Genomic DNA, 23,444 nt, shown 5'->3' on the forward strand with positions numbered 1-23,444 from the left:
AGATCAGATGAGCACTGCATACAGCGACTTTCAGCTTCAGCCCATCGCCGGCGAGTGGCGCAAGGGCAGCGGCGAGCGCACCGCCCGCGTGACCAGCCCCTACGACGGCAGCGAGCTGCTCGAGATCCAGCTGGCCACTCGGGATGACCTCGACGCCGCCTTCCTGGCCGCCGAGAAGGCTCAGGCCGCCTGGGCGGCGACCCCGCCGGCCCAGCGCAGCGCCCTGCTGCAGCGCGTTGTGGCGATCTTCGATGCCCGCAAGGAGGAGATCATCGACTGGCTGATCCGCGAGTCGGGCAGTACCCGACTCAAGGCCAACGTCGAGTGGGGTGCGGCCCGCGGGATCACCCTGGAGGCCGCCAGCATGCCGGGCCGGGTCCACGGCATGACCCTGGCCTCCAACGTGCCGGGCAAGGAGAACCGCGTCTATCGCAAGCCCCTGGGCGTGGTCGGCGTGATCAGCCCCTGGAACTTCCCGCTGCACCTCTCCCAGCGCTCCATCGCCCCGGCGCTGGCCCTGGGCAATGCCGTGGTGGTCAAGCCGGCCAGCGACACGCCGGTCACCGGCGGCCTGCTGCTGGCGAAGATCTTCGAGGAGGCCGGCCTGCCCGAGGGGCTGCTCAGCGTGGTGGTGGGTGCCGGCAGCGAGATCGGCGACGCCTTCGTCGAGCACCGGGTGCCGCGCCTGATCTCCTTCACCGGCTCCACCCAGGTGGGCCGCGGCATCGGCCGCATCGCCAGCGGCGGCGAGCATATCAAGAAGGTCTCCCTGGAGCTGGGCGGCAATAGCCCCTTCGTGGTGCTGGACGACGCCGATATCGAGCAGGCGGTGAATGCCGCGGCCATGGGCAAGTTCCTGCACCAGGGCCAGATCTGCATGGCGGTCAACCGCATCATCGTGGACGAGAGCCGCTATGACGCCTTCGTCGAGCGCTTCGTGGAGAAGGTCAAGGGGCTCCAGGTGGGCGACCCCGATGACATGGCCACCGTGGTGGGCCCGGTGATCAACGCCAAGCAGCGCGAGGGGCTGGAGGAGAAGATCGCCACCGCCAAGCGCGAGGGCGCGACCGTGCTGCTGGAGGGCGAGATCCAGGGTCAGCTGGTGCCGCCCCATGTGTTCGGCGACGTCACCGCGGAGATGGAGATCAGCCGCGAGGAGATCTTCGGTCCGCTGGTGGGCATCCAGAAGGCCCGCGACGAGGCCCACGCCCTGGAACTGGCTAACGGCACAGAGTACGGCCTCTCCAGCGCGGTGTTCAGCGGCGACCTGGCCCGCGGCCTGCGCTTCGCCCAGGGCATCAAGGCGGGCATGACCCACGTCAACGACATGCCGGTCAACGATGAGGCTCACGTGCCCTTCGGCGGTGAGAAGAACTCCGGCCTGGGCCGCTTCAACGGCGACTGGGCCATCGAGGAGTTCACCACCGACCACTGGATCAGCGTGCAGCACGCGCCGCGTGGCTATCCCTTCTGAGACCGCGTGCACCGGGCCACCTCGGGGTGGCCCGGCTTTCGAATCATCAAGGCGAGGAGACTATCCATGCAGATCAAGGCAGCTGTGACCCAGGCGCTGGGGCATGACTTCGAATGGCAGGCGGTCGAGCTGGCCGAGCCCGCCCTGGGCGAGATTCGCGTGCGCATCGTGGCCACGGGCGTCTGCCATACTGATGCGGTGGCCCGGGATCTGGGCATCGCGCCCTTCCCCATCGTGCTGGGCCACGAGGGGGCCGGCGTGGTGGAGGCACTCGGCGAGGGGGTGACCGGGCTCGAGGTGGGCGACCACGTGGTGCTGTCGTTTGGCCACTGTGGCGGCTGCGGCCACTGCCTGACCGGCCACCCCACCGTCTGCGATACCTTCAACGCGCTCAACTTCGGCGGCGCCATGGATGACGGCAGCCACCGCCTGGCACGGGACGGCGAGGCGCTGGCCACCTTCTTCGGCCAGTCGTCGTTTGCCACCCATGCCGTGGTCAGCGCCCGCAACGCGGTCAAGGTCGACCCGGAGGTGGACCTGGCGCTGCTGGGCCCGCTGGGCTGCGGCATCCAGACCGGCGCCGGCACCGTGCTCAACCGGCTCAAGCCCGAGTTCGGGTCGAGCCTGGTGGTCTATGGCTGCGGGGCCGTAGGGCTCTCCGCCATCATGGCGGCCCGCATTGCCGGCTGCCGGCACATCATTGCGGTGGACGTTCACGACAGCCGTCTCGAGCTGGCCCGTGAGCTGGGTGCTACCCATGCGATCAACGGCCAGCAGGAAGACACCATCGAGCGGGTGCGTGAGATCACCGGTGGCGGCAGCCAGTTCGCCGTCGAGACCACCGGGGTGCCGGTGGTGGTGCGCCAGTCGCTGCAGGCGCTCAAGCCGCTGGGCGTCTCGGCCATCGTCGGCGTCACCCCCGAGGTGACCCTGGACGTGCACCACGACCTGATGGCCGAGGGCAAGTCGATGATCGGGGTGATCGAGGGCGACTCCGTGCCGCGGGTCTTCATCCCGCAGCTGGTGGCCTACTTCAAGGAGGGGCGCTTCCCCTTCGATCGGCTGGTGAAGTTCTACGCCCCCGAGCAGATCAACGAGGCCTTCGAGGACTCGAAGAACGGCACCACCGTCAAGCCGGTGCTGAAGATCGCCGACTGACCCTGCTTATGCGGCCATCACGAGGGGGCATCTGCCAGGGCAGGTGCCCCCTCTTTCTATTCGGCGAACATCGCGAAGAGCAGGCCGCGCAGCCAGCGGTTGCCGGCGTCGCGGTGGTAGCGGCGGTGCCAGAAGAGGTTGATGGGGATCTCGGGAAAGGGCAGGGGGTGCTCGCGCACCGCCAGGCCGAAGCGTCTCCGGGTCGCCTCGGCGAACTTGTCGGTCACCGTCACCACCAGGTCGCTCTCGCTGATGATGTAGGGCACGGCGGCGAAGTGGGGCAGCTGCAGGCGGACCGGGCGGTCGATGCCCGCCCGGGCGAGCTGCTCCTCGACGATGCCGTGCCCGGTGGCCTTCGCCACCACCACCGCGTGGGTGGCCGCCATGAAGGCCTCCATGCTGAAGTCGCCCGCCGCCAGCGGGTGGCCCGCCCGCATCAGGCAGACATAGCGCTGCACGAAGAGCCGCTACTGGTAGAAGCCTGCCCCCAGCTGGGGGATCAGGCCAACGGCCAGGTCGATCCGCCCCTCCTCCATCTCCCGTTTCAGGTCCTCCCGATGGCTGCGCACCGTGCTGAGCCGGATGCCGGGCGCCTCCCTGGCCAGGTGCTCGAGCAGCCGCGGCAGGAAGACGATCTCGCCGATATCGGTCATCGCCAGTTGGAAGGTGCGCTCGCTGCTGGCCGGTTCGAAGTCATCGCGCAGGTTGAGGGTCTCATGCAGCCGGCCCAGCGCCTCGGCGATGCCGGGATGATGCTGATCCGCCCGCGGCGTCGGCGAGGCGGCGTTGGAGACGCGGCTGTTTCAGGCCAAGACACCGCCGCTGCGATTCACGGCACCGGGCTACTTCCAGGTCCACCAGGCGCTCAAGCGCAGGGCGTGACCCTGTAACTGGTGTGGGCGGAGCACGACGAGGTTCACGGCGACAAGGCCTACCGGTACAGCCAGTTCTGCCAGCACTATCGGACGTGGCGAAAGCGGCACAGCATGCGACAAGTCCAGAGGGCCGGTGAGAACACGAGCTATGGTGATTTCTGGTGTACGGGAGGGGGTAGGAAGGGTGGCGTATCCTGTTGATTGATCACGACCAAGATCTCAATCAACACGAGTGGATACGCCATGACCGATTCTACCCTCCGGGCTCTTTCACAACCAGAACCCCAGGTCGCTGACCCGCTGCACGAGCTGCTGCGCCAAGGCGCCCGTGACCTGATCGCCAAGGCCGTCGAGGCCGAACTGGCCACCTTCTTGGCACAGTACGCCGACCAACGGCTTGATGATGGGCGCCAAGCCGTGGTCCGCAATGGCTACCTGCCAGAGCGCACCGTCCAGACCGGGATCGGGGATGTCAGCGTGCAGGTGCCCAAGGTGCGCGACCGCAGCGGCGGTGGCGTTCGGTTCAACAGCAGCCTGCTGCCGCCCTACCTGAAGCGGGCCCGCAGCATCGAGGAGCTGATCCCCTGGCTCTACCTGAAGGGGATCTCCACCGGCGACTATCAGGAGGCCCTGGCGGCGCTGCTGGGCGACCAGGCCAAGGGGTTGTCAGCCAACACGGTGCCACGGCTCAAGAAGCAGTGGGAAGACGAGCATGCCGAGTGGCAGAAGCGGGACCTTGCCGACAAACGCTACGTCTACTGGTGGGCCGACGGCGTGTACAGCAACATCCGCATGGGCGACCGCCTGTGCCTGCTGGTGATCATCGGCGTCACCGAGCAGGGCCGCAAGGAGCTGGCGGCTGTCGAGGACGGCTTCCGCGAGTCGGCAGCCAGCTGGGAGACCCTGCTGACAGGTCTGCGAGAGCGTGGCTTGACCCAGGCTCTCAAGCTGGCAGTAGGCGACGGTGCCATGGGGTTCTGGGCGGCGCTGAGCAAGATTTACCCGGCAACCGATCATCAGCGCTGCTGGGTCCACAAGACGGCTAACATGCTGAACAAGCTGCCGAAATCTGTTCAGCCGAAGGTCAAGGCTGACTTCCATGAAATCTGGATGGCCGAGACCCGCGACGGGGCGCACAAGGCTTTTGATCGCACGGTGAAACGTTTCGAGGCCAAGTACCCCAAGGCGATGGCGTGCCTGGCCAAGGATCGGGACGAGCTGCTGGCGTTTTACGACTACCCGGCAGAGCACTGGGTGCATATCCGCACCACCAACCCGATCGAGTCGACCTTCGCCACGGTCCGGCTGAGGACCAAGCGGAGCCGGAACTGCGGCTCCCGAGCGACGACCCTGGCGATGGTCTTCAAGCTGCTCCAGAGCGCCCAAAAGCGATGGAGGAGGATCAAGCACTTCCAGAAGCTGGAACTGGTCGTCAGCAACGTCAAGTTCCAGGACGGGGAGCAAGTAGTTGATCAATCAGACAGGAGTGCGGCCTGATCGCCATCCACCAGATTTGGCGATAACTCCCGAAAAAGCCGGTACGGTTCAATCATTCGCGGGTGGCCTTCAGCAGCTTTCACCCGGACGAAACGGGCTGGAACGCTTGCCTGGCCCTGCTCCAGGCCGTGCGTTATTACGCCAGCCTGGGTGTCCGCTTTACCCGGGTGCTCACCGACAACGGTGCCTGCTACCGCTCCCGGCGCTTGCAGCGCCTGTGCCGGCGGCTGAGGCTGAAACACCGTCGGACCAAGCCATAAGTCCACGCACCAATGGCAAGGCAGAGCGGTTCATCCAGACGGCGCTACGTGAGTGGGCCTACGCTCGCTCCTACGGCAGCTCGGAAGAACGCGGCAGGCACCTGCCTGCCTGGCTTCATCAGTACAACTGGAATCGGCCGCATGCCAGCCTGGACTATCACCCTCCGGTTAGCCGGCTGGGCCTTTCCGTGAACAACCTGATGGGTTTACACAGCTAGGTGCAGCTGGAGGGAGGGGCTACGTCAGCATCGCGGTGTCCGATCCACGAGGATGCGACTTTAGTCTGTTTGACATGGCCGATCGAGGCGCTATGGTTAGGCATAGAAGTTAGATATCTAAGTTTATCGGCGAGAGCTGCTCATATAGCTCACTACCCCTTGAAACGGAGACCGTGCCTTATGCTGACACAAGAAGAGAACGACCTGCTGTGCCGTGTTGAAGGTGATGCGCCCATGGGGCAGATTATGCGTCGTCACTGGCTGCCCGCTTGCCTATCCGAGGAAATCGAGGAGCCGGACGGTGATCCGGTGCGGGTTCGGCTGCTCGGTGAGGATCTGGTGGCTTTCCGCGATACCGAAGGGCGCGTAGGGGTGCTGGACGAGATGTGCCCGCATCGGCGCGCGTCGTTGGTGCTGGGTCGTAACGAGGAGTGTGGACTGCGCTGCTTATACCATGGCTGGAAGATGGATGTCGAGGGCAATGTCCTGGAGATGGCTTCCGAACCACCCGAATCGAAGATGACCGAGAAGGTCAAGCACAAGGCGTACCCCACCCATGAGGCGGCCGGTTTTGTCTGGGTCTATATGGGGCCTCCCGAGGAGCAGCCGGAGTTCATGCCGCCAGTGTTCCAGCCGACGCCGGAAACCAAGGTGTCCATCTCTAAGGTGATTGTCGATTGCAACTGGGCCCAGATCCTCGAGGGCGCCATCGACTCGGCCCACTCCTCGAGCCTGCATTCCACCGACATGGTGCCGGCCCGCAAGGATGGTGCCGAGGCCACCGACAAGCTCTGGCTACGCCCGTCCACGGACAAGGCACCGCGTCTGCAGGTGCAGCCCACGCCGTTCGGTTTTCGCTATGCCGCGATACGTCGTCCGATCAAGGACGCCAAGACGCATGATTACGTGCGCACCACGCTGTTCATAGCCCCCTACACCGTGCAGATTCCACCCAACAACCTCTACGATATCGCGATCCTGCACGTGCCGATCGATGACACCCATACAGCGTTCCACTTCATCGCATGGGGCGACGCGAGTACCACGCCTGATACAGAGTCCTGGCGTAAGTTCCTCGGCACGCAGATCGGGATCGATGTCGACGAGCACTTCCGCAAGTTCCGCACCCGCGAAAACAACTACTGGCAGGATCGCCGCATCATGCAACTCGGTACAAGTTTCACCGGGATCAAGGGCATCCCCAATCAGGACATCGCGATGTGGGAAACCATGGGCCCGATTGCCGATCGTACCCATGATCGTCTCGGTGCGAGTGACCTGGCGATCGTCGAATTCCGTCGCCAGATGGTGCAGGCTGCCAAGACCATGCAGCAAGGAGGGCCAGCCATTGGCACTAAGGAGCCGCGGATTCCGCATTACAAGCTCAAGTCCTTCCAGGGTATCGTCCCCAAAGAAGAGGATTGGCGTCAATTGGGTACCGCTCCGGAAGAGGCGGAGCTGTATGACGGCGAGCCGCACCACTACTACCGTTAGGAAATAGATACGCTGAGCCAAGGAGCAACCCCATTCATGTTGCTGAACGTTCCGAATCACGGATAACAAAGTAGGAGCCCTGATGAACAAGCTGGAACTTTCGGTTGCCGTCGGCAATTACGACCGCGTGAGACCATTGATCGATGGAGAGGTGCAGATCGATGGTGTGGATCCTGTATTCATGCTGCATGATCCGGAGGAGATTTTCTTTCGCGCCTTCCGTCATGCCGATTTCGATATCACGGAGCTCTCGCTGAGCAGCTACACCGTGAAAACAGCGGCGGGTGATTGTCCCTATATTGGGGTGCCCGTCTTCCCCTCTCGCGCCTTTCGGCATACCTCCATCTACATTCGGACCGATCGCGGCATCGAATCGCCGGCCGACCTGCGGGGCAAGCGCATTGGAGTCCCCGAATATCAGTTGACCGCCAATGTCTGGGCCCGTTTGTTCCTCGAGGAGGATCATGGCCTCCAGCCCCGTGATGTGACCTGGATGCGTGGCGGTTACGAGGAGCCAGGCCGGGTCGAGAAAATCAACCTCGATCTCCCCGAAGGAGTTAGAGTGGAGAATATTCCCGAAGGGGAAACGCTCTCCGGTATGCTGGCCTCCGGCGAGTTGGATGCGGTAATGGGGCCTCGAGCGCCGTCCTGTTTCATGCAGGGGCATCCTCATGTGGGGTACCTCTACCGTGATCCTCAACAGGCAGCCTCGGACTGGTATCGGCGAACCGGCATCTTCCCCATCATGCATCTGCTGGGTATTCGCAAGACGCTTGTAGAGCGCCATCCCTGGCTACCGTTCTCCGTCTACAAAGCATTCGAGCAATCCAAGGCTAGCGCACTGGCGAAGCTCAGTGATACCTCAGCAACCAAGGTGACACTTCCGTTCGTCGAGGACCAGCTCCAAGCCGCTCGGAGCCTGATGGGTGAGGATTTCTGGTCCTATGGATTTTCTCCCAATCGACAAACGCTGGAGAGGTTTCTTGAGCAACACCATGCGGAGGGACTTTCCCGGCGGCTCCTGAAGCCGGAGGAACTGTTCCATCCCGCCACGCTGGAAAGCTTCAAGATCTAAAATGCGTTTATACGAAGATTGTTTTCGTTGCACAGCGACATATTTACAAAAACAAGCAATTCCCTGTAGAACCAATGACGACGCCAGTACAAAAGGTAAACAAATGAAAAAATCAATCAAGAAGTCTTTGATGGCCATGGCCCTTGTTGCTCCTGGGCTGATGATGAATGTCGCTTCAGCTCAAAGCTATAACATGACTGTCTCTGGCGCATCCCCAGGTGGTCTGTGGTCGTTACTCGGTGCGGGTCTAGACAGTGCCCTGAAAGAAGACTTTCCGGGCTCGACTGTTACTTACCAAACGTCAGGAGGAGGTATTGCCAACGTTGCTATCCTGCAGCGCGATGATGCAAACCTTGCCATTATTGAGGATTCTGTATTGCAACTGGCTCGTGATGGTGAAGCACCGTTTCGTGAGCCAGTAAATGACGACATCAGAGTGCTTGCTTATCTCTATACTTGGTCTCCTATGCAAGCTGTCATAAGGGAGTCTGTCGCTGAGAGGTATGGGATTAAAAACTTTGAGGATATTTCTGAAGTCGAGGAGCCACTTACCATAGCCATAAATAGACGAGGAAATATCGCATCTAATGTTGCCGAAGTCATGTTGGAAACCATTGGGGCTGGGCCGGATGAACTCAAGAGCTGGGGAGGTGATATCATCTATGCAGCATCAGGTGAGCAGACTAGCCTGATCCAGGATCGCCGGATTGATATGTTCTTGAACAGCCTTTTCGTCGGGCAGGCTTCCATCATGCAGGCTGCGTCAAGCGTTGATTTGAAACTGTTGTCACTGGCTGATGAAACTATCAATACAGTAGCGGAGAGGACCGGCACTAACCCATTCGTTATCCCTGGCGGCGCTTATGAATGGGCGCCAGGCGACACCCCGACTGTAACGGTTAGTGCTGCCTTGGCTGTGCGAAGCGACATGGATGAGGATATGGCATATGATTTAACAAAAGCATTTTATGAAAACTATGAAAAAATTGCTGGTGTTCACTCTGCAATGAGAGCTTTGACACCGGAAATCATGGCTTCTGTTGAAGTTGTGCCGTATCATGATGGCGCCGCACGTTATCTAAGCGAAGTAGGCCTCCGATAAGTTATTAAAATAATGATTCAGCCAAGAGGCTTAATTATGAGTCATATCTTATTTCTGCTAGCGGGGACCGGCTCCAAGAGGAACCTGACAGGGATGTTGGGTATGGCAGTGCATGGATGCGCTGCCCTTGTAGCGCTGGCGGTCATTTATACGACGACAATCATATACATTGATCTTTATGTCATGATGGTCGTCTTTCTATCCGCTATGTTGGCTCTTTTGTTTATCAATATTAGTGCTGGGCCCAAGGGGCGGCAGGATCGCCCCAGCCTGATCGACTGGTGCTTTGTCGTAGCCAGCATCATCGTCGGTGCTTATTTCTTTATGGAAAGCCAGAGGATAGCCGAGCGGATCACCCTATTCGATCCACTGGAGACGCCGGACTTGCTAGCGGCTAGCGTGCTTTTGGCGCTGACAATTGAAGCGACTCGTCGCACCGTGGGTTTTGGTCTTACCAGTGTAGTGTTGGTCTTTGTCGCCTACAATCTTTGGGGTCACTCCCTCCCGGGTGCATTTGGCTTCAGGGAGGTCAGCTACAATCACTTCCTTGATATTATGATGTTTACCTCGGATGGATTGTTCGGGGTACCGCTCAGGGTGGCGGCGACTTATGCCTTCCTGTTCGTGATGTTCGGAACCTTTCTGTCTAAAGCGGGTGGGGCCGAGTTTTTCTATAATTTGTCGTCGGCTATTGCTGGAAGAAAGCCTGGAGGCCCGGCTAAGATCGCCGTCATTTCATCTGGCCTTTATGGTACCATGTCAGGTAGTCCTACCTCCGATGTGGTCACAACGGGCTCCGTTACCATCCCTATTATGCAGCGTCTTGGATACAGCAAACCGCTATCGGGCAGTGTTGAAGTAGCTGCATCAACGGGGGGAAGCCTTTTGCCTCCAGTGATGGGGTCAGCAGCATTTATCATGGCGGAATATACTGGAATCGAATACCGCGATATCGTAATTGCCGGCATTGTTCCGGCGCTACTTTATTTCCTTTGCGTTTATGTTCAGGTGCATTTGCGCTCACAGAAACTCGGCCTGAAGGGGCTCTCGGAGGATGAAACGCCGCGCCTCCAACAAACGCTTAAGAACGGCGGCTTGTTTATTCTTCCATTGGTAGCCTTGTCAGTGGCTCTAGTGATGGGTTACTCTCCGACTTATGTGGCGGTGATTGCTACTGTCTCGGTTCTACTTGTATCTGCAATTCGATCTTCGACTCGGATGAGTCTTAAGGCGATCTGGGACGCCTTGGCTGTTACCACGCTGCGTATGGTGTCCGTCGTGGCAGCCTGCGCGGCGGCTGGACTGGTGATAGGCGGAATTTCCATGACAGGGCTGGGAGGAAAGTTTGCCGAACTCGTCTTTATGCTCGCTGGTGATAGCACGTTTATTGCGCTGATCATTTCTGCCATGCTAGCTATCATCCTGGGAATGGGAATGCCGACACCCTCAGCCTTCATCTTGGCAGCTGTACTGGTCGGGCCCACTCTGCTGAGCATGGATTTAAGTGTCCTCCAGGCGAACATGTTCATCCTGTATTTTGCCGTGCTCTCAGCCATGACGCCACCAGTTGCCGTAGCGGCATTCGCTGCCGCGGCGATCGCCGATGCCAAGCCTCTGGAAATTGCTACTGGGGCAGTGAGACTGGCCATTACGGCCTTCATCGTGCCGTTTGCATTCGTGCATGGCGAGGGCTTGCTGCTGGTAGGTAGCTGGATAGAGATCGCCATTTCTTGCATTTCTGCAGTGGTGGGAGTGCTATTGCTCAGTGTCGCGGTAGAAGGCTTCTGGCGCCAGAAGCTGACTAAGGCTCTCCCGAGAGTTGGCTTTGGCCTGGCCGGTCTACTCTTTATCATGCCAAGTTGGTGGGCTATAGTGATCGCGACCATTTGTGTTGCCCTAGCCATAATGGCAACACCGCATCTACGATTATATGCAAATAAAGTGGTAGTGTAATTATTTAAAGATATTTTTTGGGTTTGTTGGCTCATCAAGGCAGGGTTCTAATATGTTCCCTGTCTTTTTTAATTTTTATGTGAGGGCGATGTGACGAGTTCGGAAGCCATCCCTATCTTACTTTCTTTAGCCTCGTCACTGATGTTTGCTGTCACATTTATTTTCGTCAAGATGGCCGGTAAAAGTGCTTCATCCCTTGCTGCCCTATGGGTAACCCTCACCACAAATGTGGTGTTTCTCTGGGCATGGAGCTTGATGAGGGATAAAGGTAGTATCTCTCCTTCTGTGGAGTGGCAGTATTTCGCACTCGCTGGTATTTTTGCACCATTACTTGGCCGGCTATTTCAGTTTCAAGGCATGGCTAGGTTGGGTGCTAACATCACCACCCCTATCACATTGACACATCCGGTGTTTACTGTATTTCTGGCAGCCATTTTCCTAGGTGAGATTCTTGATTCCGAAATATTTTTCGGTATTATGCTTGTGCTCGCTGGAAGCATGCTTCTTGGCTTGCAGAGCGGTAAGGACTCCATGAGCTGTACTATAGCACCGAAACCGTATCTTTTATTTCCACTCGCTGCATCACTTGCTTACGGTGTATCAGTCTTATTCAGAAAGATCGGTATTGATATTGGTACGGACGCAGTCACTGCAGCAGCGGTAACAACATCCACTTCTTGGCTGTTGTTCGCTCTATACCTGGTGGCTTTCAGGCCTTCAGGAGTATTGAGGTGTGAGCTTCCAGAACTTGTTGGATTTGTAGCCGCAGGTGTTTTTTCGAGCCTTGGTCCTGTGCTTCTTTATATGGCGTTGCAAGTGGGGAGGGTTTCCGTTGTTGCCCCCTTGGCTTCGACAACCCCTTTCTTTGTGTTGCTTGTTACAGGGCTGTTCATGCGAGATGAAGAGGTCTTCAACAAATGGGTTGTGCTCGGCACCATTTTTACCGTTTTAGGTGTTGGCTTGATACTGTATTTTGGGGTATCTTAAAGCCTTATACTTCATAGGCGAGCGTGAAATATGTATCAACTGGATAGAAATAACCTTTGTGCTGACATGCGGCGGAATGTTGCTGCTGCACTGATGGAGGATGTTGGAGACGGAGATGTTACTGCTAAATTAGTGCCATTTGATTGCATTGGTGAGGCTGTTATTACAGCAAAGGAAACAGCTATAGTATGTGGTGCTGGCTGGGTTGATGAGGTTTTTTATCAAATTGATCCGGAGGTAAGAGTCTTCTGGAGCGTCAAGGATGGTGACGAGGTAGAGGTCGGTCAAGGTATCTGTCAGATTACCGGGCGTGCGAGATCACTTCTGGCAGGTGAAAGAACGGCACTCAACTATCTGCAGACTCTCTCGGGAACAGCAACTCGTAGCTGGTCTTATTGTAAATTAATTGAAGGGACATCGGTTAAGCTTCTGGATACCAGGAAGACGCTGCCAGGAATGCGCTTGGCTCAGAAATATGCGGTGCGTTGCGGAGGCTGCCATAGTCACCGAATGGGATTGTACGATGCTTACCTTATCAAAGAGAATCATATAGCAGCTTGTGGGGGTATAGCATTGGCAATAAACGAAGCGAGACGCTTGGCGCCCGAGAAGTCGATTGAAGTAGAAGTCGAAGACATTGAGGAATTCCATCAAGCACTTGAGGCGAGTCCCGATATTATCATGTTGGATAACTTCGGGGTCGAGGACATGTGTACGGCAGTCCGTTTAGCAGCAGGGCGCGTGGTGCTTGAGGCCTCTGGAGGCATCACGGAGGCCACCTTGATCGATATCGCAAGGACAGGAGTGGACTACATCTCCCTTGGCACCCTGACCAAGGACCTCGAGGCGATTGATCTGTCGATGCGTCTATCGATATAAAAAGGCGAGAGGACAATGGACTGCCGACGTCAATCGAATAATACCGTGGTGTCGGCAGTTAGATGTATCTCCGATGTACAAGGGTTCAAAATCTGCCAAGGTGAGTTTGTGCTTGGCGTGCTCGCATTTTCCAAAGTTGCCAGGGCCTTTCCACCTGCCCCTCGGTCGTCTCCCTGGCTGAGCGTGCCTCGTCGAGGGTAAGGTACTCGATGGGGCCAAGTCGCAGTGCATCAGCTTGAAGCCGTGCATTTACTTCGACATAGATGGCTCGATAGACTGCTTGCTTCAAGGTAGGTCCGGCGACCGTCGCGCCATGCCCACGCATCAGTACGACATTGTCGTTTCCCAGGGAATCGGCAAGTGAAGCCCCCAGCGAACGATCCCGGATCAGCAGGTCAGTCGCCGTGCCTGCCGTGTCCCGGATCTCGAAGATCGGCGCACCAGCACCCAAGAAGCCGCTCATATGGCACATCGGCCGCAAAGGAGTCGACTTGACGGCACTGAAGGGGACGACGGAAGGAGAGTGGCTATGTACAACCGCCATGACATCCGGTCGTGCCCGGTAGATCTCTCCATGAATGAAGCGCTCAAGATAGACGGGCCGGTCATCTGCATCGATGGGGTTGCCATCGAGATCGAATGTCAGGATATCGTCCAACGTGACGAGCCCGGGTGCCATGTTCCGCGCCAGCAGAAACCGTTCGGTATTTTCCGGGTGCCGGATGCTGACATGTCCGAAGGCATCGAGTACGCCTTCATTGAAAAGGATATGGTTAGCATCTACGAGGTCCCTCAATAGATCTTCTGTGCTTTGGGTGGCCGTAACTGAGGTCGAATTATCGGTATTCATCGCTATTCCATAGGGTGGTGAGTGTATAAGTGGTCGGGGTCAGAAATTATTCGTTAGCCTCGGCCAAGTTGCTGATGATCTTGAGCAAGGTGCGCCGTGTCACTCGAAGATCTTCACATTCGACACCTTGCACGGCAATATCATTGACTTCCTCAGCCAGTGGGATCAGGGTTTTCTTGAGATTACGCCCTTTTTCCGTAAGGTAGATATGTATGTTCTTGCGGTTACCATTGAGTTGTCGGCGCTCGATCAGGCCTTTGGCCTCCATTGCTTTCAGGGCGGTAAAGGTCGTGGGCTCCATCAGTCCAGCCTGTTCACTGAGCTCGCGTTGCGTCAATCCTTCCGTTACCCAGAGGATGCGCAGAAACGACCAGTGGCCGAAGCTTACTGAGTGCTCTGCCAAGCGTGTCTGTAGGCTCTTTGTCAGAACTCGGCCTGCATCGCGTATCAAGTGGGCCAGGCGATCGTCCGGAACATCCTCTTGCCAATGACGAAGAACCGTTTGCGTTTCCCTATTGTTGGTACGGGGCATCGTGACGTCCTCCAAGAAAGCAATATTGCCCTACTCCAACGTTTCATTATAACACACCAGTTCCGTCATGCGTGCTGGTGAGATAGCGTGACTTCATGTCCATGTCGTGCGGATTCAAGCAGTGCAAAACAGACTTCCATCGTGGCCATGCCCCATTCGCCGGTGTGAATGGGGGGACGGTCATGGCGTATGGCACCTATCAGTTCATCCAGGACTTCACGCCTCGGGATCTCCGGTGACGGCAATGTTTCTAGATAGCGGCGAGTATGGGCATAGACCTGTACCCCGTGCGGTAGGGGACGAAGGTCGGCACCATCACAGGAAACAAGGATGAAGCCAAAATGATTGTGTGCCGAGTCTGGTAGTTGACTATTGGCTAGGGACAGGCCGGCGCCATAGGTGCGGGTATTCTTGAGAGCGGTCTCCTCTTCGGGTCCTTGAATCTTCGCCAGCTTCGCCCTGGCAGTGCCGTACTGGTTGGGATCTCGAGGCTGGCCTAGTTCGCCAGACCATCCGCAGAGTTCGTCGCTATCAAAATGCGCGAATCCGCTGTAGGTCATGTTGGCAAAGACACCGTTATTGAAGGTGAGTAGCGCACTATAGGCGCCTTCCGTGGGGCGTGCAGGATCCCAGCTTCCAGTGGCGGCCCGTACGCTTTTGACGTGCCCGCCGCCGAGTAGACGCACGATATCGACCTGATGAGCAGCCTGGCTGAACACCACACCGCCGCCCTGCGAGGTATCCAGCTCTTCCGGACGGCGGGGGCGGTAGAGAAAGTCGGTGTAATTGAGGGCGCTGATCATGCGCACCGCCCCGAACCCTTGGCTGTCGATCATCTCGCGAGTGCGCAGATAAGGCGCATCGAAGCTATGACTGTGTCCGACGACTAGCCAGCGTCTGGCGCGGCGCATGGCATCGATCATGGCCTGGCAATCCTCAAGGGAGAGTGCCATCGGCTTCTCGACTAGGGCATGCTTGCCATGTGCCGCCGCCAGTTCGACATGCTCGCGATGCAGCTGGTGGGGAGTGGCGACATATATCGCTTCCACGTCAGGATCGGCGCACAGGTCGGCGACCTGGGCATAGGTTCTCGCGCCGAAGTCGGCTCTAAACTGCCGGCGAGCCTCCTCTCGCGGATCGGCTGCTCCCACTAAGCGAATACCTGGATGGGCCGCGAGGGTGGGCAACAGCAGCATGAAGCCACGCCCTAGGCCGGCAACGCCGAGTTTCAAGCGGGGTACTGGCATCGTGAGCACTCCGTGGTGATGCAATGGATTATTCCGCTAGATCGATTACCAGTTCCTTCGAACGTGCGCGCGAGACACAGACCATGATGTGATTCTGTCGCTCGGCTTCTGACAAAACCAGGTCACGGTGCTCCGCCTCACCTTCCAACAGCCGGGTTCGACAGGAGCCGCAGGTACCACTTTCGCAGGAGTAGGGCACATGATGGCCGTTCACTCTCAATGCCTCGAGGATCGATACGCCTGCCGGTACCGGAATCGCCTCGCCGGTCTTGTGGAGGCGTACGGTGAAAGGCGTATCCTCTACTGTGCTGGCTGTCTGGCTCCCGCCGAAGTCCTCGAAGTGCACACTGGAGGGTGTCCAGTGGCCGGTCATGTCGCGAACCGCCTCCATCAGTCCCCGGGGGCCGCAACAGTAGATGTGGGCTCCCTTGGGCTGCTCGAGGACCGGCCACAGGTCATAGGCGTTGTCGGGATCGCCATGGTCATGATGGATCACCACCTTGCCTCGATACTCGGGGGCGCTGAGTTCCTCGAGAAAGGCAGTTTGCGACGGCTCGCGCGTCAAGTAATAGAGCTTGAAGGGTTTGCCTCCCGTTGCCTGCAGGTGATGAATCATCGAGAGAATCGGGGTGATGCCGATTCCGCCGGCGATGAAAATGTAGCGAGCGGGGTTGCCTGTCAGCTCGAAGTCGTTGCGCGGCGCCGATACCTTGAGGTGATCGCCCACCCGGGTTTCGTCAATCAGGCTCCTCGATCCGCCGGTGCCTTCCTCCTCGCGCTTGACCGCAATGACATACCGCTCCTGCTCGTCGGGATCGTTGCACAGCGAGTAATGTCTCATCTGGCCGCTGGGAGTCTCGATGCGCACATGAGCTCCAGGTGCGAATTCGGGAAGGTCGTCGCCATTGGGGTCAACGAGCTCTATGCGGTAGATGCCATCAGCGATTGCGTCCAGTGCGGAGACGAGCAGTTCGCTCATGGGGAGTTCGTTGGAGGCGCTGGCCATTGGATACCCACCTTTCTTGTCATGTGGCTGAATATACTTCTATATCTAAGTATTTTTCCGGCGACAATGCAAGACATGAGGTTGCGACTTTGGTCGCATGGGCTGGGTGCCGCCTGTTGCGGCTCGACACGCTGCCAACCTGACTGTGGAGAGGGCTGGCATGGCCAGGAAGAGATGGAGGCGAGGAGGGCGTAGGTCCGCTGGGCTGTGTGCCGCCGGTCCAGTATGTCAACGAAGTACAGCTAGGGAGCGAATCCCGTGTTGAGCGTGGGCTCCTGTCAATGGCCATCTGAGGAGAGGTCACCGGGGTTGAAGTCGTCGGTTATTCCTTGAGAGAGTAAAATGACCTGTGTCAAAGAAAATATCTCATGTCGTCCTATGATGGTTAGATATGAAAGTATTTTGCAGCGTGCGTTTTTTGCACTGATTTACCAACCTGGAGGATGGGACATCATGAATATCCGTATCGATTGTTTGGTGGCTGGCATGCAAAGGGTTTCGGATTTTTTCTATAAAAGTTCTCTCTCGAAAGTGGTCCTCGATATACAGGAGGGATCTACCGAAACCTATCGAAAGATGATTCAGGATGCCGACTTCAAGCTTGAAGCCGATTTCGAGCGAGAAGTGGCGAGGCAGCTGAGCAGTGGTGGCCGCTGGGGTTTGATACCAGCCGAAACGCTGATGCCGGTGATGATGAGTCGGTTTGGGGTGTCGAGGAATGACTTTTCAAACACAGAGTCGTCTCAGCTTGAAGCCTTGGAGGAAGCTTGCAATAACTGTCCGGTAGTTGGTATCTGCTGGAAGTCCATGCGTTCAGGAGCTTCTGTCGCGGAGGCTCGAAATTTCTGTCCCAGTGCGAAATTTTTTGAAAGGTTGGGTAAGGTCCTGATTCCGTGAAGCCAGCGCCGACACTTCCCCTATCACCGCCAGCGAGCATTTTTTGACCTCCGATTCCGTCTCAACCGCTGAACGCATACCGGGGAGGGCCAACCATGGCGACGCCGACCGGCGAGAGCAGCCCATTTTGACATGCATTTCTACCCGCCGGACACGGTGATACTGGCTGCCGGTAACCGTCAGCCCTCTGCGTGGTGCCTTTGTCCGACAGGCGATCAGCATGGCGTTCCTTGCGGATAGCGCAGGCGGCTTCGCAGGGTGTTCAATACCGTCATGCGTCCGATGTCCTGCCCGAAGTCGAGGACGATCTGGCGCGCCTTGTGAATCACGAGCGCCGCACGATGCACCAGTTCTTGTAGCACGGTGCGTATCCGGCGCCGTTTGGCGGGATGACGCACCGGGCTCAGCTCGCCGGTCATGCCCAGCTGTCCCATCAGTCGCAGGATGTTGTAGGCCAGCTGGGCGAGGCGCAGGATCAGATCGTTGGTGGCGAACTTGCCCGACGGCAGCCGCTCCAGGTCGAGATTGGTCTTGATTTCGCTGTGGAATTGCTCGTGAGTGGCATGTGCCTGGTAGCGCTTGATCACCGCCTCCGGCGACTCGTCGAGGCTGGTCCACCAGCCTTCCAGCTCATAGTTTGGTTCGAGCAGCAACTGACCATCGCGATCGGCAGTGCGCTCGACCAGGCGCATCACGCGTTGGACGACGTATTCGGTCCTGTTGTCGTCTTGGATCGAGACGGTCTGCGTCCACAGCGCCTGGCGCTTGCCAGGACGCAGCTCTTCCCAATAGTCCGCCGCCACGGCCCGCCAGGTTTCCTGATCGGCCGTGGCCGAGCCGCGCGGGTTCCATTTGACGACATAGTCGAGCCGGCGCCCCTCGTCGGCAAAGACCTGGCGCTGCTGTTCGAGAAGCGCCAGGTGCGCCTGGCTGTCGAAGCCGCTGTCCTCGCGTAACAGGATCGGTTGCTCGGTCAGGCCTTGGGCGCGAGGCAGTACTCGCTCCAGGAAGGCGTTGCTCTCCTTCATGGTGTGCTGCTTGCCAGGACGCAGCTCCAGGCCCAGGCACCACCCTTCGTTGCCCAGATAGGCGGCGATCGGGGTGTAGCCATCGACCTTCTGGTAGGTCCGCGAGACGCCTTCCTTCTTCGAGTTGCTGTTGTCTATGACGAAGGTGTCGATGTCCAGGCAGACGTGTGTTGTTTCGGCAGTGATCGGTGCCTCGACCTGTAGCGCGTCAATCTGGATGAGAAGCCAGCGACAATCAGGATGAGAACCGGGGTGTCGCGGCCCCTTCGCTTTTACCCTGCCTCGCCAGGTAAACAAGGCAGGTCAGGCGCATCATTGTCGCTGGGCGACACGGGGTGACTGGTCTTGCGTGTCGCGCGCGTCGCCGGCCTCCCGCGTGAGCGCTTGTTGTCCATCGCGGTGCGGCGACGGTAGCTGTCGACGTTGAGCTCGAAGAGGGTGGCGTGGTGGACCAGGCGGTCGACGGCGGCCAACGTCATGGCGGGATCGGGGAAGATCTTGCCCCACTCGCCGAATGGCTGGTTGGCGGTGATCAGCAGCGAGCGTTGCTCATAGCGGGCGCTGATCAGCTCGAACAGCACGCTGGTCTCGGCCTGATCCTTGGTGACATACGCCAGGTCGTCGAGGATCAGCAGATGGTACTTGTCGAGCTTGGCGATGGCGGCCTCGAGGGTAAGCTCCCGACGCGCTATCTGGAGCCGCTGCACCAGGTCGGTGGTGCGGGTGTAGAGCACCCGATAGCCCGCCTCCACCAAGGCCAGGCCGATGGCGGCGGCCAGGTGGCTCTTGCCCCCGCCAGGAGGGCCGAAGAGGATCAGGTTGGCGCCTTCATCGAGCCAGCGGTCACCACTGGTCAAGGCCATCACCTGAGCCTGGGAGGCCATCGGCACCACCGTGAAATCGAAGTTGTCGAGCGTCTTGCCCGGCGGCAGCCGGGCAGTGCTCAAGTGGCGTTCGAGCCGGCGCCGGGCACGCTCGGCGAGCTCGTGTTCGGCGAGGGTGGCCAGCAGCCGCGCCGCCGGCCAGCCCTCCTGATCCGCTTGGTCGGCGAAGCGCGACCACACCGCCTTGATGGTGGGCAGGCGCAGGTCGTTGAGCATCAGGGCGAGCCGCGCGGCATCGGTCATCGAGGAAGCTTTCATGCCACCCCTCCCATGACCGGTTGGTCCATCAGCGCGTCATAGTCCACCAACGACCCCAGTCGCACCTCGACGTGAGGCAACTCGCTCGGGGCGGGACCGAAGCGCTCGCGCAGCGTGTCGAGGTGCGGCAACTCGCCGGCCTCGAGTAGCGCCTCCAGGTGCTGCGCGAGTGCCGCTTCACAGCCCCGCTCGTGGGCCAGGGCCAGCAGGCCGACCATGCAGCGGCAGGCCAAGCGGGCGTCACCTCCGGCCAGCAAGGCGTCGAAGGTGCGCCGATAGGCGTCCCGCGGGAACAGCTGGTCGCGGTAGACCAGGTTCAACAACGCCATCGGCTTACGCCGCAGGGCATGAATGACGTGATGGTAGTTGACCACATGGCCATGCCGGGCGCCGCGCTGGGCTCGCCCGCGGTCAGGGTCATCAGCGCGCTGCCGCCGATGAACAGCTCAAGGCGATCGTCATACAAGCACACCCGTAGCTGATGGCGGGCGTTGCGCCGGCTGACCAGTTCATCGATGAAGGCCCGGTAGGCGGCCAGGTCATCGAAGTGGCGTGAGCCGCGCAGCAGCAAGGCATCGTGGATCGCGCGCTTGAGGTGGCCATGAGCACTCTCGATACTGCCGTTCTCGTGGGCCACGCCGGGGTTGTTGCGGGTCGCCGTCATGCCGTAGTCCCGGCACAGCGCCTCGTAGCGCTGGGTGAGGTCATCCTGTGCCGCCGGCTCGAGGTTGCGAAAGGCCGCCGAGAGGCTGTCGGTGCGGTGCTCGCGCGGGGCGCCGCCGAGTGCCCACAAGGCGTTCTGCAGGCCCTCCGCCAGCGCGACGAAGCTCTCGCCGCCCAGCACCACATGGGCGTACTGGAAGCCGCCATACACCATCCGGAAGTGGTACTGCCGATGATCCAACGGACCCTCGGCCACCGTGACCTGCAGGTCGGCCATGTCGGTGAAGTCGGACAGGCCCAGGCGTCCGGGTTCGTGGGTCTGGCGGAAGATGACCTCCTGCGCCGGTCCATGCACCGCCCGCCAGGCGCGCACCCGGCGCTCCAGGGTCCGGCGGATGCCGTGGTCGAGATCAGGATGGCGGCGTCGCAACTCCTCGAACAGGGCAATCGGGCGCAGCCCCGGTGCCGCCTCCAGCAGGGGCACCACCTCTTCTTCGAAGAGTCCGGCCAGCGGATCCGGTCGGCGGCGAGTGCGTGGCGACGCCGTCTGTGACGGCAGCCGTGGGTCATCCTCGAGGCGGTAGGCAGTGGCGGTGCTGAACGCGGCCTTGGCAGCGGCGGCGGCGGAACTATCACTACGGCGAAAAGTCATGTAAAGCCTCACTTGGTGATCGGTGATGTGTCGTCCCGGCACGGGGTGATCCTCTTTGGCGAGAAGACCACTCTAAGCCGGGTTGGCCGCGATCACCCGGCGGGCTCCCCTTGGGGATCCCGCCGTTCTTGTGTCGTCGAGGTCGTTCGGGCTACGCCCTCACGACGTCGACGACATAAGGTGTCGGCTTTCTCAACTTGATTGTCGCGTGACTCTCATCTTGATTGTCGCTGCACACTCGACCAGTGACAGCAGGGTCGTGGACCAGGTGGCGGTGCGCGCCTGCAGGTCGTTGGCGGCAAGTTTCTCCAGCCGCTGTCGCAGCGTCGCCGTGCTCGGCACCTTTTGCAGGGTCAGCAGCTGTTGGAAGGGCTTGTCGCGGCGGAAGTTTTCGATGGCGTCATAGTCGCTCATGCCCAGACACAGCAGGCCCAGGTAGCTTTTGACCACGTCGCTGGTGCGCATGCCCAGCGTGGCGCGGAACTTGACGTTGGGCATGGCACTGTCTGGGTGAATGGCGATATCCGCTATATTGCCATGCAGGTCAGTTGGTTAGAAACATTTCTGGGGGCCGGTCTCACGGATTCAGGATTTATTGTACCGCCTGGCGCACCGGCACTCGGCTCAGGTGGTTGTTCTCGTCGGCCAGGGTCTGCAGCAGCCGGCACAGGGTCTCGCGCTCCTGCTCCTGCAGGGGAGCGAGGATCTCCTCCTGCACCTCGGCCACGGAGGGTTCGGCGGCGTGGCGCAGGCGCTCCCCCTCCTTGGTCAGGGTCACCAGCATGGCGCGGCGATCCTCGGGGTTGCGCTGGCGGGTGACCAGGCCACGCTCCTCCAGCTTCTTCACCACCACGGCCACGGTGTTGCGGTCCAGGGCCGTATGGCCGCCCAGGGTGATCTGGTCGATGGAGCCGTGCTCCTCCAGCGCGCAGAGGATGATGTACTGCAGCTGGGTCAGCTGGTAGGCCTCGCACTTGCGCAGGAAGATCGCCACGCTGATCTGGTGGCAGCGCCGGAGCAGGTTGCCGGGAAACTGGCTGGCCTCTGAGAAGGGGGCTGCGGTCATGGTCTCGTTCTGCTCGAGGATGGAAGGGAATAGCGTGAAGGCCACCCGCCGCATGCAGCGGGTAGCCTGCGCGCTAACTTAGCAGACCAGGTGGGCTCGGGCACCTGCCGAGCCCCGTCGGGGCACATCAGCGAAATACGCTGACCAGCCAGGGATTGAAGATGGTCAGCAGGATCACCAGGCAGGCCGCCAGCACGAAGGGCATGATCCACCTGGTGATGCGCGGCAGGCTGACGTTGCTGATCGCCGAGGCGACGTAGAGCCCGGCGCCCACCGGCGGCGTCAGCAGCCCCAGGCTCAGGGTCATGCAGGTGACGATGCCGAAGTGGATGGGGTCGATGCCGTAGCTCTGCTGGGCCACCGGCAGCAGGATCGGCACCAGGATGATCAGGGCGGCGATGCCGTCGAGCACCATGCCCACCACGATCAGCATCACGAAGACCAGCAGCATGAAGATCAGCGGGCTCTCGGTGGCCCCCTGCATCAGCCTGGCCACCTGCTGGGGAATCTGGTTGTAGACCAGCACCCAGCCGAAGGCCTTGGCGGCGGCGATCAGGAACAGCACGATGGCGGTGTTGCGTGCCGTCCGCTGGAGCACTCCGGGGAGCTGTCCCCACTTCAGTTCGCGGAAGAACAGGCCGCCGATGATCAGCGCCATCAGGGTCGCCGCAGCCGCCGACTCGGTCGGGGTGACGATGCCGAAGGCGATGCCGCCGACGATCACAATCGGGATGACCAGGGTCAGCAGGGCGCCCCGGGTGGCGCCCCACAGGGGAATAGGCTGCTTGTTGCCGGTATCCCGCTTCTTCGCCCGCCCGGCCATCAGCGCGATCAAGCCGCTGATCAGCAGGAAGAGCACGAGGCCGGGGAGGATGCCGCCGAGGAACATCGCTCCGATCGAGACCTGGGCGATCACGCCATAGATGATGAAGACCATGGAGGGCGGGATGATCGGTCCCAGCAGGCCGCTGCCCGCGGTGAGGGCGGCGGCGAACCCCTTGTCGTAGCCGTCGCGCTCCATCTCCGGGGTCATGACCCGGCTCATGATGGCGATCTGTGCCGTGGCCGAGCCCATGATCGAGGCCAGCATCAGGTTCGAGGTGAGGGAGACATAAGCGATGCTGTGGGGAATCCAGGCGAACCAGGCGCGGGCCGCGTGGATGATCCGGCGGGTGATGCCCCCCTCGTTCATGATCTCCCCCAGCAGGATGAAGAGCGGGATCGCCAGCAGGTCGAACACTTCCAGGGAACCGAAGATCACCTGGGGCAGGTTGTCCAGCAGGCGGTAGTTGCCGGAGGTGAGGATGAAGGTGAAGGTCGAGGCCAGTAGCACGAAGGCGATGGGCATGCCGAGCAGCATGAACAGCAGAAAGGCGGCAAGCGTCATGC

At 59.8% G+C, this 23,444-nt stretch carries 17 protein-coding genes and 5 pseudogenes; 11 read left to right on the forward strand and 11 right to left on the reverse strand.

What is annotated here, in order from left to right:
- Positions 1-7: 7 nt before the first annotated feature.
- Positions 8-1,474, forward strand: coding sequence for an aldehyde dehydrogenase family protein (locus BDK63_RS12835; protein ID WP_183332587.1), 1,467 nt, complete (start codon positions 8-10; stop codon positions 1,472-1,474).
- Between the two features lie 66 nt (positions 1,475-1,540).
- Positions 1,541-2,632: an NAD(P)-dependent alcohol dehydrogenase gene (locus tag BDK63_RS12840; RefSeq protein WP_183332589.1), complete on the forward strand. Its 1,092-nt coding sequence runs from the start codon at positions 1,541-1,543 to the stop codon at positions 2,630-2,632.
- A gap of 56 nt (positions 2,633-2,688) precedes the next feature.
- Here the strand turns inward: BDK63_RS12840 and BDK63_RS12845 are convergent.
- Positions 2,689-3,375: pseudogene (locus BDK63_RS12845) on the reverse strand (LysR substrate-binding domain-containing protein).
- Positions 3,376-3,750: 375 nt separating this feature from the next.
- Here BDK63_RS12845 and BDK63_RS12855 point away from each other — a divergent pair.
- The 8 genes and pseudogenes from BDK63_RS12855 (at position 3,751) to nadC (ending at position 12,972) form a co-directional block, all read left to right on the forward strand.
- Positions 3,751-5,004, forward strand: a complete 1,254-nt coding sequence (locus tag BDK63_RS12855) for an IS256 family transposase (protein WP_183332595.1) — start codon at positions 3,751-3,753, stop codon at positions 5,002-5,004.
- A 50-nt stretch (positions 5,005-5,054) separates the two neighbouring features.
- Positions 5,055-5,482: pseudogene (locus tag BDK63_RS12860) on the forward strand (integrase core domain-containing protein); the annotation flags it as partial.
- A 180-nt stretch (positions 5,483-5,662) separates the two neighbouring features.
- Positions 5,663-6,976, forward strand: a complete 1,314-nt coding sequence (locus tag BDK63_RS12865; RefSeq protein WP_183332598.1) for a Rieske 2Fe-2S domain-containing protein — start codon at positions 5,663-5,665, stop codon at positions 6,974-6,976.
- An 82-nt stretch (positions 6,977-7,058) separates the two neighbouring features.
- Complete coding sequence (locus tag BDK63_RS12870; protein WP_183332599.1) at positions 7,059-8,051, forward strand: ABC transporter substrate-binding protein; 993 nt, start codon at positions 7,059-7,061, stop codon at positions 8,049-8,051.
- 103 nt (positions 8,052-8,154) lie between these two features.
- Positions 8,155-9,153 (forward strand): TAXI family TRAP transporter solute-binding subunit, encoded by a 999-nt coding sequence (locus tag BDK63_RS12875; protein ID WP_183332601.1) that lies wholly within the window; start codon positions 8,155-8,157, stop codon positions 9,151-9,153.
- A 12-nt stretch (positions 9,154-9,165) separates the two neighbouring features.
- The gene (locus BDK63_RS12880) at positions 9,166-11,106 is read left to right on the forward strand and encodes a TRAP transporter permease (protein ID WP_246386092.1); all 1,941 of its coding nucleotides are present in this window, start codon (positions 9,166-9,168) and stop codon (positions 11,104-11,106) included.
- Between the two features lie 90 nt (positions 11,107-11,196).
- Entirely contained in the window at positions 11,197-12,093 is an 897-nt protein-coding gene (locus BDK63_RS18760) for an EamA family transporter (protein WP_183332604.1), read from the forward strand.
- Between the two features lie 30 nt (positions 12,094-12,123).
- Positions 12,124-12,972: a carboxylating nicotinate-nucleotide diphosphorylase gene (gene nadC / locus BDK63_RS12890; protein WP_183332606.1), complete on the forward strand. Its 849-nt coding sequence runs from the start codon at positions 12,124-12,126 to the stop codon at positions 12,970-12,972.
- 85 nt (positions 12,973-13,057) lie between these two features.
- On the opposite strand, the gene BDK63_RS12895 is transcribed toward nadC, so the two are convergent.
- From BDK63_RS12895 to BDK63_RS12910, 4 genes are all read right to left on the reverse strand, one after another.
- Positions 13,058-13,822: a class II aldolase/adducin family protein gene (locus BDK63_RS12895; RefSeq protein ID WP_183332608.1), complete on the reverse strand. Its 765-nt coding sequence runs from the start codon at positions 13,820-13,822 to the stop codon at positions 13,058-13,060.
- Between the two features lie 46 nt (positions 13,823-13,868).
- Entirely contained in the window at positions 13,869-14,354 is a 486-nt protein-coding gene (locus BDK63_RS12900) for a MarR family winged helix-turn-helix transcriptional regulator (protein ID WP_086508639.1), read from the reverse strand.
- Positions 14,355-14,419: 65 nt separating this feature from the next.
- On the reverse strand, positions 14,420-15,601 hold the full coding sequence (locus tag BDK63_RS12905; protein WP_183332610.1) for a Gfo/Idh/MocA family oxidoreductase: 1,182 nt from the start codon (positions 15,599-15,601) through the stop codon (positions 14,420-14,422).
- A gap of 28 nt (positions 15,602-15,629) precedes the next feature.
- On the reverse strand, positions 15,630-16,580 hold the full coding sequence (locus BDK63_RS12910; protein WP_246386094.1) for a PDR/VanB family oxidoreductase: 951 nt from the start codon (positions 16,578-16,580) through the stop codon (positions 15,630-15,632).
- Between the two features lie 480 nt (positions 16,581-17,060).
- On the opposite strand from BDK63_RS12910, the gene BDK63_RS12915 reads away from it, so the two are divergent.
- Positions 17,061-17,504 carry a hypothetical protein gene (locus BDK63_RS12915; protein WP_221202616.1) on the forward strand — a complete coding sequence of 148 codons (444 nt, stop codon included), beginning with the start codon at positions 17,061-17,063 and terminating at the stop codon, positions 17,502-17,504.
- A 215-nt stretch (positions 17,505-17,719) separates the two neighbouring features.
- On the opposite strand, the pseudogene BDK63_RS12920 reads toward BDK63_RS12915, so the two are convergent.
- The 6 genes and pseudogenes from BDK63_RS12920 to BDK63_RS12945 form a co-directional block, all read right to left on the reverse strand.
- A pseudogene (locus BDK63_RS12920) lies at positions 17,720-18,730 on the reverse strand (IS1380 family transposase); the annotation flags it as partial.
- 74 nt (positions 18,731-18,804) lie between these two features.
- Complete coding sequence (gene istB / locus BDK63_RS12925) at positions 18,805-19,674, reverse strand: IS21-like element helper ATPase IstB (RefSeq protein WP_183332616.1); 870 nt, start codon at positions 19,672-19,674, stop codon at positions 18,805-18,807.
- Positions 19,671-21,031 (reverse strand): annotated as a pseudogene (gene istA, locus BDK63_RS12930) (IS21 family transposase). Before istA ends, istB begins: the two are co-directional and overlap by 4 nt.
- Before the next feature lie 183 nt (positions 21,032-21,214).
- Positions 21,215-21,475: pseudogene (locus BDK63_RS12935) on the reverse strand (IS1380 family transposase); the annotation flags it as partial.
- 106 nt (positions 21,476-21,581) lie between these two features.
- Positions 21,582-22,055 carry a MarR family winged helix-turn-helix transcriptional regulator gene (locus BDK63_RS12940; RefSeq protein WP_183332618.1) on the reverse strand — a complete coding sequence of 158 codons (474 nt, stop codon included), beginning with the start codon at positions 22,053-22,055 and terminating at the stop codon, positions 21,582-21,584.
- A 127-nt stretch (positions 22,056-22,182) separates the two neighbouring features.
- The gene (locus BDK63_RS12945; RefSeq protein ID WP_183332620.1) at positions 22,183-23,442 is read right to left on the reverse strand and encodes a TRAP transporter large permease; all 1,260 of its coding nucleotides are present in this window, start codon (positions 23,440-23,442) and stop codon (positions 22,183-22,185) included.
- Positions 23,443-23,444 lie beyond the last annotated feature (2 nt).

It is taken from the genome of Halomonas campaniensis, assembly GCF_014193375.1.
GTDB classification, from domain to species: domain Bacteria; phylum Pseudomonadota; class Gammaproteobacteria; order Pseudomonadales; family Halomonadaceae; genus Halomonas; species Halomonas campaniensis.

What these genes read in the sequence shown, in the direction of transcription:
- BDK63_RS12945 (WP_183332620.1), bottom strand. Translation starts at nt 23,442, where the DNA reads ATGACGCTTGCCGCCTTTCTGCTGTTCATGCTGCTCGGCATGCCCATC.
- BDK63_RS12910 (WP_246386094.1), bottom strand. Translation starts at nt 16,580, where the DNA reads ATGAGCGAACTGCTCGTCTCCGCACTGGACGCAATCGCTGATGGCATC.
- BDK63_RS12880 (WP_246386092.1), top strand. Translation starts at nt 9,166, where the DNA reads ATGATTCAGCCAAGAGGCTTAATTATGAGTCATATCTTATTTCTGCTA.
- BDK63_RS12870 (WP_183332599.1), top strand. Translation starts at nt 7,059, where the DNA reads ATGAACAAGCTGGAACTTTCGGTTGCCGTCGGCAATTACGACCGCGTG.
- BDK63_RS12865 (WP_183332598.1), top strand. Translation starts at nt 5,663, where the DNA reads ATGCTGACACAAGAAGAGAACGACCTGCTGTGCCGTGTTGAAGGTGAT.
- BDK63_RS12905 (WP_183332610.1), bottom strand. Translation starts at nt 15,601, where the DNA reads ATGCCAGTACCCCGCTTGAAACTCGGCGTTGCCGGCCTAGGGCGTGGC.
- nadC (WP_183332606.1), top strand. Translation starts at nt 12,124, where the DNA reads ATGTATCAACTGGATAGAAATAACCTTTGTGCTGACATGCGGCGGAAT.
- BDK63_RS12875 (WP_183332601.1), top strand. Translation starts at nt 8,155, where the DNA reads ATGAAAAAATCAATCAAGAAGTCTTTGATGGCCATGGCCCTTGTTGCT.
- BDK63_RS12855 (WP_183332595.1), top strand. Translation starts at nt 3,751, where the DNA reads ATGACCGATTCTACCCTCCGGGCTCTTTCACAACCAGAACCCCAGGTC.
- BDK63_RS12900 (WP_086508639.1), bottom strand. Translation starts at nt 14,354, where the DNA reads ATGCCCCGTACCAACAATAGGGAAACGCAAACGGTTCTTCGTCATTGG.
- BDK63_RS12940 (WP_183332618.1), bottom strand. Translation starts at nt 22,055, where the DNA reads ATGACCGCAGCCCCCTTCTCAGAGGCCAGCCAGTTTCCCGGCAACCTG.
- istB (WP_183332616.1), bottom strand. Translation starts at nt 19,674, where the DNA reads ATGAAAGCTTCCTCGATGACCGATGCCGCGCGGCTCGCCCTGATGCTC.
- BDK63_RS12835 (WP_183332587.1), top strand. Translation starts at nt 8, where the DNA reads ATGAGCACTGCATACAGCGACTTTCAGCTTCAGCCCATCGCCGGCGAG.
- BDK63_RS12840 (WP_183332589.1), top strand. Translation starts at nt 1,541, where the DNA reads ATGCAGATCAAGGCAGCTGTGACCCAGGCGCTGGGGCATGACTTCGAA.
- BDK63_RS12915 (WP_221202616.1), top strand. Translation starts at nt 17,061, where the DNA reads ATGAATATCCGTATCGATTGTTTGGTGGCTGGCATGCAAAGGGTTTCG.
- BDK63_RS12895 (WP_183332608.1), bottom strand. Translation starts at nt 13,822, where the DNA reads ATGAATACCGATAATTCGACCTCAGTTACGGCCACCCAAAGCACAGAA.